The organism is Corynebacterium sp. HMSC073D01 (assembly GCF_001815555.1).
In the GTDB taxonomy this organism is placed as follows: domain Bacteria; phylum Actinomycetota; class Actinomycetes; order Mycobacteriales; family Mycobacteriaceae; genus Corynebacterium; species Corynebacterium glucuronolyticum.
This window is the reverse complement of the sequence record NZ_KV821038.1, coordinates 1-12,029: the sequence shown is the minus strand read 5'-3', so window position 1 is coordinate 12,029 and position 12,029 is coordinate 1. Positions and strand designations below refer to the sequence as shown.

Below are 12,029 nucleotides of genomic sequence, written 5' to 3'. Positions count from 1 at the left end.
CCAAATATGGAAAAAGTAAAAGAGGTAGGCACTACATGTAGTAGGTTTAAGCGTCTGTCCGCTGGAGTGATCTGGAAGATGTTGATTTATTAGTGTTACCTTCATCTCACTTTCCAATGCCCCCTTTTGGGGGAAGGTATACTCGGGGCCATGGCACTGACATTTTCCATTAACCTCGATGACGCAACGTTTGCCGATCTTTCTTCGCTTGTCGACGCCGCCCGCTCGTCCGGGGTCGCCGCCGACACGCGCGTTCGGCTCGAGGGGCAAACACTCACCCTCACCGTTGAGCCAACCTCCCCTGCCCCCGCTCCTCGCCCTCGACGCCACGACTCTCAGCACACCGAACCCGCCCCGTCGACGCCGCAGTTCGATGCTGGACCGCTGAAGGACGCTGTGCGACAGGTGCTCACGGACACCATCCTGAATAACAGGTAGGTGTACATACGGAAGGTCCAAATTGAAACGGCACCGGGGCCGGCTGTGGACCTCGGTTACGTAGAGCACCTGCCGGTATTCCAGGCGCTAAAAGAGAGTCCCCTTGAGTTTTCTCACCCAGTCACAGTGTTCGTGGGGGACAATGGTGCGGGCAAGTCGACACTCTTGGAGGCCCTCGCCGTAGCTATGCGCTTCAATCCCGACGGCGGGTTCCTGGGAGCGAGGAGTTTCACCGCTACCGGTGAGCCGACGCACTCACCCCTTCACCAGCTGCTGCGGGTAAGCAGGCCAGAAAACCCGCGTGCCGGGTATTTCCTGCGTGCGGAAACGCACTACAACCAGGTCACGAAGCTGGACAGGAGCGTTTCCTACGCAGGTGCGCACCGTCGTTCCCACGGGGAGACCGTGCTTGATGTCCTTGATGATGCGCTTAAGGACCGCGGTTTATTTCTTTTCGACGAGCCGGAGGCAGGGTTATCTGTCGTCAGTCAGATGGCGGTCATGGGGCACATCGCCCTCGCAGCTCGTCGTGGCAGCCAGTTCATTGTGGCCACTCACTCGCCGATTATCGCCGCGGTGCCGGGGGCGGACATCCGCAGCGTGAGCGAGGGCGGCATTGTCCAGACGGCATACGACGATACGGAGATGGTTCGGGCGACACGGGGATTTTTGTCTGACCCGATCGGGTCAGTTGACTTCATTATCGACGGTGTCTAGCTCCACCTTGTGCGATCCCGTCTTCTCCACCGCCTGCACTTCATCATCTGCGGCGGGCGTCGTAGGAGCTGCCTCTTCGGCAGCAATGACCTTGTAGTGGGTGTAGAGGGTGTTCTGGTATTCCGTTGACAACGACTTTCCAATCGCCTCTACGGGGGCGGAAGCAATGACATCCAGTGGGTAGTTCACCGTCAGAGTCTTCCCCTCGAGGCGGTAGCCAAGCAGAGGGATGAATGCGGACTTCATCCGCAGAAAGCCTCGAAACGCCTCGACAAAGCTGGGTTCCTTGGAATCATCGTCAACGTAGACCTCGCGAACCTTGCCCACCTTCTTGCCTTGGCTATCGACAACAGTGGCACGCAGAAGCTGTTGAAGCACATCGGGCTTGCCCACGAATGATCCTTTCCACGACGGTGGTTTTTTTACCTATCACGCATTGTACCGACCGCTGATTCCTGCCGGTGACCGATCAACACGACGTTGTAGTCTAGATCCTTGTCCGCGGTGATAGCGCACGTTATGAGCACCACACGACCGGGTGCGTGGGAACGGAAAATATCGGTGTCACCGGTCATCGCAGACTTACTGATGAGAAAAACCGTATCGACCGTCCAGCGCACCGTGACCCCGGCAGCGTCGACAAGCGAAAGAGTGGATCCCTGAACACTCTGCGATGGTAGGCGTGGTGACGGTGCAGAAAAATCCGTCCGCGCGGTGACGAATTCCGACAAGCCGTTGAGCACGTAACCTGACTGAGACCATGAATGGCCGATGAGAAATACCGTGCCTGCAGCCGCGTCGGCGGGCGGCACACCGAGCCCGTCAACCCACTGCACGTCATTGAGACCCGTGGCGCTCGGTTCGAGCGGATCGACTGCGGGAGTAGGCGAATACACTGCTGTGGAAATCGGTGCCGGTCCATCAAGAAACAGGCGACCAGTTCCAGAAAGAGTGGGTGGTGGTGGCGGAGGCGGAGCGGGCTGTTCAGACGTCGATGTCACAATGGGTGTTGGCAGAGCCTGTTCCGGTTCTGTCTTCGAAAATGACAGCACCCCTAGTGAGAGCACGATGACAAACGCGATGAGACCAGCCTCCTTGGCCATCGCGCGAATTTTCCTTCTGCGGGTGCGTGGACCGAAACGTAGAAACCCCCGTAACATAACAATGAGTGTAGACCTCATCGCTGGGGAACGCAGGGCAAGAAAAAGGTGGCTGCACAGCGTGCAGCCACCGGGTTATAAAAAGAGGGGGACGTTACTTGCGGTCGGCCTCCGGGTCGACGTAGCCGTCGATACCCTTGGTGTCGATCTCGTCGTGCTTAACGGTCTCGGACACGGTGCGAGTCTCCTGGACCTGCTCGGTGCCGAGGGAAACGCGCTCGACCGGGACAGACTCCTTGGTCACGTTGATCTTGTCCTCGTGGAGGGTGACGGTTGCCTCGGTGGCATCGGAGCCGACGAAGTTCTTGGCTTCCTCGGGGGAGATGGGGGTGCGCTCAATGCGAACCTCTTCGCGGGTGACCGGAACCTCGACGGTCTCCGTTTCCTCAACCTGGTACTTGCGGAGGCGAGCCTCGCCGGTGGCGACGCGCTCGGTGCCGACATTGAGGTGCTCCTTCTCGAGGATGATGTCGTCGGTGCGACCAGCGACAGGCTCGCGAACCTCGCGCTTGTCGGTGTCGATGACATCCTTAGCCTCTGTCTCGTCCTTGGCACCAGCAGCGCCGGCGAAGCCAGCGCCGGCGAAGCCTGCGCCCGCAGCTGCGTGGCGGTTGGTGTCCTCGGTTACGTGCTCCTCAGCGGCCGGACGGTCGGTGACGTAGCTCTCTACATCCTGAACATCCGCGAGGCGGTAGTGCTCGTAAATCTTGTCCTGATCGGCAGCCGTGAGCTGGTTTTCGAAGTCGATTTCCGGTGCGTCCTTGATAAGATCCTTGTCAAAGGCGAGCTTCAGCTCGTCGCCATTGAGGCGGTGGCCACGGAGCGGAACCAGGCTGGAACCCATGCCGAAGAGACCATGGTTTACCTCGATGAACGTGGGCTGACCGGTCTTGTCATCAACGAAAAGGTTGTTGATCTTGCCGAGCTTCTCGCCCTTGGCGTCAAACGCAGTGGCGTTCAGGAGATCCTGGATATTCCTCTTGTCCGTCATCTTCTGTCTATCCTTTCTTAGGGCACTATCCCCGGCAGGAGGTGTTCGCCGCCGTCAGTAGGTGATAAGTACCGATCACAATAAATCTGGAAGAGAATCGGCGCGTGTTTTCGCGACCGATAAACTTGGTGATGTCTCGCGATGCGCGCGACACTGCAATCGAGTGTAAGGAAAAACCGCTCGGTTGGCCGGGGGTGACGGCGATGGTTCCACTTGGCACGCCGGTCCGTTAACTTTCTCGTAATAAAAAAATCCCGTGATATGGGATATTGTCTCCGCGTAAAGAAATAGTGATTAAACGAGTGAAAGAGGGGAAGGGTAGGGAATGGTTAAGACCGCTGGCAGGAGCGATGTATGACGGGTAGAGCCTGCTATATATTCAGTATTGTACTTAAAGTTAGCTGGAGAAAACCTTTAAATGTAACGATTTGGTAAAGATCGGCCAAAATCTTCCGATTTGCACCAAAGTACCCCCGCAACGAGGATGTCCGATGTCGCTTTTTTCTTGTTGTGCGGTATCGGGGGTAGAAAAAAGGAGAGACAGAACTACGTTCTGTCTCTCCAGAGATGAGGGGAAATCTATTTAGAAGACACCCTTAGCCTTGTTGCCGAAGTCATCAGTGGTGATGTCGGCGGAGTTGAACTCCTTAGCGTTCACGTTAGCGTCGCCCTTGTGGCCGCCGGTCTGCGTGACCGTGATGGTGTTGGTCATGCGGTGGCCGCGGATGAGGCCGTCACCGAAGTGAATGTTGGAAACGAGGACCTCTTCGCCCGGCTCAATCGGGTTGGACAGGGTGACCTCGAAGGTACGGACGGACTTGTCGCGGTCGAAGCCGAGGTCGCGGGTGTATGCACCGTTGAACCAGCCAGCCGTCATGAAGCGGTCGACACCGTAGAGGTAGTCACCGGGCTTAGCGGTGGTCTTAACCTCGATGCGGTAGGTGGTGTAGGGGAAGTCGGGCTCGTAGCGCTTGGTGCCGGTGTTCTTCAGGCGAAGAGCGACGGCACCGGAGAAGCCGGTTGCCTTAGCGGTCGTGAGGCGGGGGGTGAGCTCGTAGTCGCTGTTGACGGCCTCGGACGGATCCTTGGCCTCAGAAGCCTTTGCGTCTTCCTCTGCGATCTTGTTCTCGGCCTCGGCGCCGGAGACGATCTCCTCGGTCTCGACGGGCTTTACTACCTTGTCCTCTTCAACGGCGGAGTCATCGCCGACAACGTCGCCAGCGTCGACGGAGGTGTTCTCCTCGACGGTGGGCTCGGTCTCGTTCTTGAGGTTCTCGTTGATGACGTGGTCGACCTTGTTGTTGGCGACAGCGTCATGTGCACCAGCTAGGGTGGAGTAGGTCTTAACCTTGACTTCCTTCTTGATAGGAGCAAGTGCGGACCACAGGGTCGGGGTGGACCAGGTGCCGTTCGGCTTGCAGTACTGCTGCGTGCCATCCATGGTGATCGTGCGGAAGCCGTAGGTGGCCTCGCCGGTCTCACCGGGCTTAATCGTGTACGGTCCAATGCTCTGGCCCTGATTCCAGCTGAGGCTGTAGGAAGCAGAAGCGCCGAGGGACTGGGACAGGGACATCGTGATGCCGTTGGAGACGGAGCCGCCATCCTTGCTGTAGCCACCGCCAATGTTCATGGAGGTGCTCATGGAGCGGTCGCCCTTGACGTTGAGGGAGATCGACTGGCTCATGGACAGGCTCTGGGAGAGCGGGATATCGTTGGTGGTCTGGTTCGTGGCAGAGATGGTGCCTGCAGGGGTGAAGTTGTCCTTAGCCTTGTACAGGACGGTGCGGTAGTCCTCCCAGGGGTTGCACACCGGGTGCGGGTTCAGGATGTTGGCCTTGATGTGGTCAGAACCGTGGAAAGTGTGAACGATGGGGAGCTCGGGGTTGATGAGCGGGGTCTCGTTGTAGTCGTCGCTGATGGTTGCGGCACCTGCGGTGGTGGACAGGCCAGCTACCACCGCTGCAGCAGTGAAGGAAGCTGCAATCTTGGTGAACTTCATCTGTATCTCCTGATCAGAGTCGTGGTTTCGGAAAGGGAAAGAATGGTAAGCCGCGCCACATGGAGGTCTTGTAAAAAAGACCTGGCCACTGGCTGGCAACGCAATTAAATCTAGACCAGGAAACGCCCTCGTTCAAGGGTTTTTTGGGGCTAAGTTAATAAAGGGTTAAAAGGGAAAAAGTTACGGAGTTGATGAAAACCTTAAAAAATTTAAGGTACTTTCGGACATTTGCAAGGTTGATGGGGGTTCTGGGGAGGGAACGAAAGTTCCAATTTTTCTATAGGAAAGTAAAAAACGTCCGACCTAATGGGGGTGGAGGGAGGGGGTGGTTATCTGAGAGCTTTTTCCGATTGGGTAAGTCGGAACTCATAGCTATATCCAGCAGTATTGGTTGGATGGGGAAGTGTCACTGCTTTGAAAGGTGGTGTGCAAATTGACGGTAGTGAATGAATCTTGAGTGGGGGGAGAAAATGGAAAATCCGCCACCTGATTGGTTCACAGGCGGCGGAATCTGAGAAGAATGTAAGAGAAGGCGGCTTAGCTGTCGGAAGAGGACTCGACAATGCGTACTCGGCGGGGCGCTGCGTTCTTGCGTCGCGAGGCGAGGAAGATCCCTGTGCGCAAGATCGCAATAAAGACGAGTCCTGCAAACCACGTTGCGGTGACCGCATGCCATCCGAACTGGAAGTCTGCCCACGTGTACGTGGTCGAATCCGCGGAGATGTCTAGGAGAATACCCATGCCCTGAGAGGCGACCATGCCAAAGATAAAGCCACCCATGTTGGCAAACCCGGTGCCTGTGGCTACAACATTGTGGGGCAATTCTTCGCGCACGAAGTCGAAGCCGTAGTTGGAGGCGGGTGTGAGGATCGACATGCAGACCAAAGCGATGACGACGGCGACGAGGCCGCGAGGCTTATCGGACCAGAAGAAGATGACCCAGGTCAGGCCAAGGCCAATGGCGAAGATGAATGCTGCAATGTCGCGCCGACCCCCGAGGCGCGCGGAAACGAAGCCGTGGAAGGGGCCGATGGCGAAGCTCACCACGGAGTTGACGGTGAGGACGAGGCCTGCAACTGCGGGGGAGAGGCCCATTCCCTGCGTCATCATGGGGAGCCCCCAGAGGAGCGTGAATGTGATAAGTGGTGTCATGCATGTGGCGTGAATGAGAAAAGCCAGCCAGACGATGGGGTTTTTCGCTACCTTCTTCACGGATTCGATGGTGTCTCGCCCGTGGCGGCCTCGCTTCTCGTCCTCCTGTAGGCGCGTAAGAGCGACGAGGGGAAGGAAGAACTTCCGTGCGCCGCGGAGAACCGCTCGGCGCTGGCCGTCGGCTCGCTCTGCGACCTGGTGGGCGACGACGTTGGCCTTCTTTACGGGCGGAAGCCCTGCCCGCTCACGCTTGGCAGCGTCGGCACGTTGGCGGCGGAGCTCCTTAACGTGCTCTTCCTTTTCGTGGCGTGCACGACGGATTTCTTCCATTGCCGCGTCGGTCTCCGGGCTATCGGCGACTGCGACACGAGCTCCCATGGCGACGAGGATTCCGACCGCGCCGAGGGTGACGAACGCCGGTGTCCATCCCGCCCAGTGCAGGAGGGTGAGGAAGGGAATCGCGGACAGGAACTGTCCTAGCTGGCCGAGTGAGGAGGTGAGCTGCGTGAACATCGGCGACTTGTGCAGCGGAATCCAGTAGGGGAGGATGCGCATCACGGAAAGGAATGCCGTGGCATCGCCCATACCGATGAGGATGCGGGCGCAGATAGCAACCCCGTAGACCGTGGTGAAGCCGAGGAGCAGCTGCCCGAACGCCATAATCAGGGCGCCATAGACGAGCAACTTACGCGGGCCGTAGCGGTCGATGAGTAAGCCTGCTGGGATTTGTGAAAGGGCATAGGTGCCCACTTGTACAGCGGTGAATACCGCGATGTGTGAGGCATCGACCTGGAACCTATTCAGGGCCTCAACCCCGGCGACACCGAAACTGGTGCGCCCTGTAATAGCGATGATGTAGACAATAACGGCGGACATCCAAACCGCGAGGGCGCGGCGGGTGACTACTTCATGAGGATTCGGCATATGATAGCACCTTAATCATGTGGCACGGGGAGGGGTTAACATGGCTCGTGCAATCATTCCATAAATCACCAAATTATTGTTACTTTGATCACATAAATGATCGTTTTCGGGCAGGCGCTGACCGTCCTCTGCGGCCTGAGAAAAGGTGGGGAATGCCGCGACGTGATGCGGGAACGTCCGCCAGCGGGAGGAGAAAGTAATGTGGAGGCATGCCTACACCCGAATTCATTATGACTTTGCGTGAGAAGATCGGCCACGATCCGCTGTTTTTACCCGGTGTTACTGCAATCGTTCTTAAACCTGTGCCGGAAGGAGCACCGATCTGGGAGGTTCCCCAGGTCCTCCTGGTGAAAAGAGCCGATAATGGTGCGTGGACACCGGTTACGGGGATCGCTGAACCCGGCGAGAATCCGCACGTGACTGCGGCCCGCGAGGTGAAAGAAGAAGCCGGTGTTGACGCAGAGGCCGTAGCTATCATTGGCACGGGCACATCTGGTCCCACGACCTACCCCAATGGGGACGTGACTAGTTACATCGATATTTGTTACCGGATGGAGCTCACTGGAAACGATGAGCCATTCGTGGGGGATGAGGAATCTGCGGATGTGCGGTGGTTCTCCGTGGCGCAGCTTCCCGAGATGCAGCAACGTTTCCGACTGCTCATTGCCGATGCCGTGGTTAACCTGCGACACCCGGATAAGTTTCGCCCGCGCCTTGGGTACGAGAAGCGCTCGCACAATCAGTGATCACGCGCCGATCCCCACACACTGAAAAAGATATCCCCGCCACCGACTGGGTGGCGGGGAAAATTTTGGGTTTTTACTCAGGCTTGGCAAATGTGCCGGCCTTGACTCCCTCGGTGAATTCCCTCTTCAGGTTCTCAGCGAGGTCCTTGTCCACGTTGGCCCAGTACTCGTAGACGCGCTTCTCCGTCGCGGCGGAAACACCATCCATCGCGCCGGCGATGTTGGACACGAAGCGCTTCTTTGCCTCCTCGTCGTAGACGTTGAGGTACAGGTCGCGAGCCTGGACGAAGTCGTCGTCCTCGGCGTGCTTCTTGTATGCGTAGCGGGCGAAGTCCGGGTCGTTCGGCTCCGGGTTGATGTAGAGGCCCTCGGCGGAGTCGAAGGACTTCATGGAGGACGAGGTCTCTCCATCGTCGAGAAGCCCGTCGATAACATCCGACTTATTGGGGGCGTACGGGGGCTGCGACGGGTCGGAGAACTCGTAGGCCATCGGGCCGTTGTGCGTGTAGGTGACCACCTGGTTGAGGGGCTGGTTCACCGGGATCTGGCGGTAGTTCGGCCCGATGCGGTAGCGCTGCTCGTCGGCGTAGGCGAACACACGGCCCTGAAGCAGCTTGTCGGGGGACAGGCCGACACCGGGGACGAGGTTCGCCGGGTCGAGGGCGAGCTGCTCAATCTGTGCGTGGAAGTTCTGCGGGTTGCGGTTGAGCACGAAGTAGCCGATCTTCTTGCGTGGGTAGTCCTTCTTGGACCACACCTTCGTGATGTCGAAGGGGTTGAAGCGGTACGTCTTCGCATCCTCGAACGGCATGATCTGTACCTCGACGTCCCAGATCGGGTAGTCGCCGCGCTCGATCGCCTCGAAGAGATCCTGGCGGTGCAGGTCGGGGTTCTTGCCGGCCATTTCTGTGGCCTCTTCGTCGGTGAGGTTCTCCACGCCCTGGCGGGAGATGAAGTGATACTTCACCCATACGGGCTCGCCCTTCTCGTTAATCCACTGGAAGGTGTGGGAGCCGTAGCCGTTTTGGTGGCGGGTGCTCTTCGGGGTGCCACGATCGCCCATGAGGTAGGTGACCTGGTGGGCGGACTCGGGAGCACGGGTCCAGTAATCCCAGCGCATGTCAGCGCTCTGGAGGCCGGAAGCCGGTGTGCGTTTCTGGGAGTGGATGAAATCGGGGAACTTCATGGGGTCGCGCATGAAGAACACCGGGGTGTTGTTGCCCACGATGTCGTAGTTACCGTCTTCGGTGTAGAAGCGAAGGGCGAAGCCGTGGACATCGCGCATCGTGTCTGCGGAGCCGGATTCGCCTGCAACCGTGGAGAAGCGGCCGACCATCGGGGTGACGGTGCCCTTCTGGAAGAGCTTGGCCTTGGTGTACTGCGAGACATCCTCGGTAATGTGCAGTTCGCCGAACGCGCCGTGGCCCTTGGCGTGGGGGATGCGGTCCGGGACCACCTCGCGGTCGAAGCTGGCGAGCTTCTCAATGAGGTGCACGTCGTTCAAAACGATGGCACCGGTCTCGCCGGTGGAGATGGACTTGTGTTCGCTCATGACCGGCTGGCCACCGCGAAGGGTGGTGTGTGCGCCGGGGGTTGCGGGGTATTTGCCGCGGTCGATGACCTTGTCGGCTGCCGATTCGCCAGCAGACTTTTCGGACTGAGTCATGAGGTTCCTTCCGTTCTTTAACAGGTGAATATGCTCGGTTTCCACCCTACCAACAATATGAACCTATTAGCTAGAAGAAATTAATAGGGCGGGTTTCACCTGCCGTTCTTAGGGGAACCTCGCCGAATGATGGCCTACTTTTTGTTACTTTGCTTGTCGACGATCCATCGCTTCCTCCAGCTCCTCCCTCGCCGTCGCCATCGCCGGACCGTACCAAAACAGGTTGCGCCCGGCGACGTGAATCGCAGGGACAGGGAAGTGCTGGTGATCTGTCGCGGTGAAGGCGTACGGCTCGTCGGGAAGCGCAACAACGTCGGGCGCGCGCTCGGCGATGTCGACGAGGGTGAGGAGCGGGTAGCGCTCGTCGGTGACCACGTTGTCCCAGCCGAGGTGTTGCATGAGGTCGGTGGCGAACGTGTTGGCGCCCACCCAACGCCACGGCTTCGTCCAGATCGGCAGCGCGACGCGGATACGTGGGCCGCTAGCCGGGTGGGGCCAGACGCTACGCGCCTCCTCTAGCCACGCTGGTACCGCGACGCGGAAAGCCTGAGTGAACAGGCGCGTCATGCTGTCAAGCGCCTTGACCCACACGGGGATGGTGAGTCGCCGCAGCTCCTCCACATCAACCCGCCGATTCTCCTCATTGTTGACCACCACGGGATCAGGCCGCAGTCCGGCGATGGCGGTGATGTCTGGGTTCTTCGTCCCGCGCACGCGGGTGACCGTGAGATCGGGCGGTTGCGTACACCAGTCGGTCGCCCCAATCAGCGCCGTTGGTGCGGTAAGCGCGATGGCCTCGGTCACGGACGGCACGAGGCTTACGACCCGCTGAGCCGGTTGGTGGAGGGGGACGGTGGCCCCGAATCGTCGATAAGCATCGGCATCCTTCCTGTAAAAGCCCCGTTTCATCGTAACCGGGTGCGTCGGAATCGGAGAAGTCGAGTACGCTTTCAATCACAATCCTGCACTCACGATCGGAAGGACACGTTTATGCACCCGCTCGACCTCCCCGACAGAAGTCAGGACTACCTCAAGGCGATCTACGACCATGAGGAACGTTCCTCCACGCCGGCCACACTGACGAAAGTCGCGGAGGTTGTCGGGCAGAAACCCTCCACCGCCTCCGAGGCCATCAAACGGCTGGCCTCAATCGGGCTCGTCAACCACGAGCGTTACCAGGGCATCACGCTTACGGAGGAGGGCAGCCGGATCGCGCTCGCCATGGCGCGCCGCCACCGCATCCTGGAGACCTTCCTCGTGGAGACGCTCGGCTACACGTGGGATGAGGTTCACGAGGAAGCAGACGTTTTGGAGCACGCCGTAAGCGACAGGTTCCTCGAACGCCTCGATGCTCACCTCGGCTACCCCACGCACGATCCGCACGGCGACCCGATCCCCGCCGCCGACGGCACCATCGCGCAGACGGCAACGGTCCCCCTGTCGCGCGTGGCACCCGGAACAGGGATCCGCATCGCCCGCATCGGCGACTCCGATCCCGAACTTCTCCGCTATCTCGCGGAGCAAAACATCCTCCCCGGGCACATCATCGACATGCCAGAGCCCCCCGTGGTCGGCATCGCTCATGTGCTTGTCGACGGCGCGGCCGTCGCCGTGGCTGAGGCCGCCCTGGGCGAGATCTTCGTCTCAGCGGGCGAAGCTGAATCCTAACAGGTGCCGCTCGTTATGTACGGGTGCGTCCTTCTCTGCCGCGGCGTTGATCCATTTGGCTAGGTGAATCGGCGTGGGTGGGTACTTCTCGCTGACGGCGTAGGGGGCGTTATCCGAGAGGCGCGTGGGCAGCGGTGCCCACGCGCCTTTGAGAGAGGGAAGCTCGATGGAAAGGAGCCCACTCGGCTCTGGGCCCGCTAGGGTAGCGGCGATTTCCCAGTCCACCCAGGCACTGTTCCACGTCTTCTTGCCCAGCAGGACGATAGTGACAGCAGAATCTTTCAAGCATTGTTCCCGTAGAGCGGATAAAGCCGCTGACTCGTCGCCGAGTGCACGGATGCTCTCTTCGGTGAGTTCTGGGCCCCGGGTGAGAAAAACCTCCCCCAAATTGTCAAAAGTGGACATAAAGTGCTCCGCTTCGTCGCGGTCCTCGGGGGCGAACGAAACGTAGACGGTGTGTTTTGCACGGCGGGCGAGCTTGGATTCGAGCATGTGAACCTTTCCAACAAACGTAGACGAGCATTCATCATATATCGGGGGGTGGTGTACCCCCGTTTCGTGGTGCGCT

At 59.1% G+C, this 12,029-nt stretch carries 12 protein-coding genes; 4 read left to right on the top strand and 8 right to left on the bottom strand.

Features of this window, described 5'->3' with window-relative positions; translation table 11 throughout:
- The first annotated feature begins 150 nt into the window (after positions 1–150).
- Positions 151–438 (top strand): hypothetical protein, encoded by a 288-nt coding sequence (locus tag HMPREF3044_RS05790; RefSeq protein WP_005389366.1) that lies wholly within the window; start codon positions 151–153, stop codon positions 436–438.
- Entirely contained in the window at positions 439–1,155 is a 717-nt protein-coding gene (locus HMPREF3044_RS05785; protein WP_005395448.1) for an AAA family ATPase, read from the top strand.
- Here HMPREF3044_RS05785 and HMPREF3044_RS05780 read toward each other — a convergent pair.
- The 5 genes from HMPREF3044_RS05780 to HMPREF3044_RS05760 all read right to left on the bottom strand — a co-directional run bounded on the left by HMPREF3044_RS05780 (position 1,126) and on the right by HMPREF3044_RS05760 (position 7,381).
- Positions 1,126–1,548, bottom strand: a complete 423-nt coding sequence (locus HMPREF3044_RS05780; RefSeq protein ID WP_005389370.1) for a PRC-barrel domain-containing protein — start codon at positions 1,546–1,548, stop codon at positions 1,126–1,128. The two genes, HMPREF3044_RS05785 and HMPREF3044_RS05780, sit on opposite strands and share 30 nt — an antisense overlap.
- Before the next feature lie 29 nt (positions 1,549–1,577).
- A complete protein-coding gene (locus HMPREF3044_RS05775; protein WP_231286033.1) occupies positions 1,578–2,315 on the bottom strand; it encodes a sortase family protein in 738 nt (245 codons plus the stop codon).
- A gap of 94 nt (positions 2,316–2,409) precedes the next feature.
- Positions 2,410–3,306, bottom strand: a complete 897-nt coding sequence (locus HMPREF3044_RS05770) for a PRC and DUF2382 domain-containing protein (protein ID WP_070739943.1) — start codon at positions 3,304–3,306, stop codon at positions 2,410–2,412.
- A gap of 583 nt (positions 3,307–3,889) precedes the next feature.
- Positions 3,890–5,305 carry a hypothetical protein gene (locus HMPREF3044_RS05765; RefSeq protein WP_070739939.1) on the bottom strand — a complete coding sequence of 472 codons (1,416 nt, stop codon included), beginning with the start codon at positions 5,303–5,305 and terminating at the stop codon, positions 3,890–3,892.
- Between the two features lie 537 nt (positions 5,306–5,842).
- Entirely contained in the window at positions 5,843–7,381 is a 1,539-nt protein-coding gene (locus HMPREF3044_RS05760) for an MFS transporter (protein ID WP_070739936.1), read from the bottom strand.
- 209 nt (positions 7,382–7,590) lie between these two features.
- Between HMPREF3044_RS05760 and HMPREF3044_RS05755 the strand changes: the two genes are divergently transcribed.
- A complete protein-coding gene (locus HMPREF3044_RS05755; protein WP_070739932.1) occupies positions 7,591–8,127 on the top strand; it encodes an NUDIX hydrolase in 537 nt (178 codons plus the stop codon).
- Positions 8,128–8,200: 73 nt separating this feature from the next.
- On the opposite strand, the gene HMPREF3044_RS05750 is transcribed toward HMPREF3044_RS05755, so the two are convergent.
- Positions 8,201–9,793: a catalase gene (locus HMPREF3044_RS05750; RefSeq protein ID WP_070739929.1), complete on the bottom strand. Its 1,593-nt coding sequence runs from the start codon at positions 9,791–9,793 to the stop codon at positions 8,201–8,203.
- 144 nt (positions 9,794–9,937) lie between these two features.
- Positions 9,938–10,702 carry a helical backbone metal receptor gene (locus tag HMPREF3044_RS05745; RefSeq protein WP_070740170.1) on the bottom strand — a complete coding sequence of 255 codons (765 nt, stop codon included), beginning with the start codon at positions 10,700–10,702 and terminating at the stop codon, positions 9,938–9,940.
- 81 nt (positions 10,703–10,783) lie between these two features.
- Here HMPREF3044_RS05745 and HMPREF3044_RS05740 point away from each other — a divergent pair, with 81 nt between their 5' ends.
- The gene (locus tag HMPREF3044_RS05740) at positions 10,784–11,461 is read left to right on the top strand and encodes a metal-dependent transcriptional regulator (RefSeq protein WP_070739925.1); all 678 of its coding nucleotides are present in this window, start codon (positions 10,784–10,786) and stop codon (positions 11,459–11,461) included.
- Here the strand turns inward: HMPREF3044_RS05740 and HMPREF3044_RS05735 are convergent.
- Positions 11,438–11,953 (bottom strand): TIR domain-containing protein, encoded by a 516-nt coding sequence (locus HMPREF3044_RS05735; protein WP_070739923.1) that lies wholly within the window; start codon positions 11,951–11,953, stop codon positions 11,438–11,440. The two genes, HMPREF3044_RS05740 and HMPREF3044_RS05735, sit on opposite strands and share 24 nt — an antisense overlap.
- Positions 11,954–12,029: the final 76 nt, after the last annotated feature.

Bases quoted from the DNA above. Each gene is read 5' to 3' on its own strand.
- HMPREF3044_RS05790 (WP_005389366.1), top strand. From the start codon at position 151: ATGGCACTGACATTTTCCATTAACCTCGATGACGCAACGTTTGCCGAT.
- HMPREF3044_RS05775 (WP_231286033.1), bottom strand. From the start codon at position 2,315: ATGTTACGGGGGTTTCTACGTTTCGGTCCACGCACCCGCAGAAGGAAA.
- HMPREF3044_RS05770 (WP_070739943.1), bottom strand. From the start codon at position 3,306: ATGACGGACAAGAGGAATATCCAGGATCTCCTGAACGCCACTGCGTTT.
- HMPREF3044_RS05765 (WP_070739939.1), bottom strand. From the start codon at position 5,305: ATGAAGTTCACCAAGATTGCAGCTTCCTTCACTGCTGCAGCGGTGGTA.
- HMPREF3044_RS05760 (WP_070739936.1), bottom strand. From the start codon at position 7,381: ATGCCGAATCCTCATGAAGTAGTCACCCGCCGCGCCCTCGCGGTTTGG.
- HMPREF3044_RS05755 (WP_070739932.1), top strand. From the start codon at position 7,591: ATGCCTACACCCGAATTCATTATGACTTTGCGTGAGAAGATCGGCCAC.
- HMPREF3044_RS05750 (WP_070739929.1), bottom strand. From the start codon at position 9,793: ATGACTCAGTCCGAAAAGTCTGCTGGCGAATCGGCAGCCGACAAGGTC.
- HMPREF3044_RS05745 (WP_070740170.1), bottom strand. From the start codon at position 10,702: ATGAAACGGGGCTTTTACAGGAAGGATGCCGATGCTTATCGACGATTC.
- HMPREF3044_RS05740 (WP_070739925.1), top strand. From the start codon at position 10,784: ATGCACCCGCTCGACCTCCCCGACAGAAGTCAGGACTACCTCAAGGCG.
- HMPREF3044_RS05735 (WP_070739923.1), bottom strand. From the start codon at position 11,953: ATGCTCGAATCCAAGCTCGCCCGCCGTGCAAAACACACCGTCTACGTT.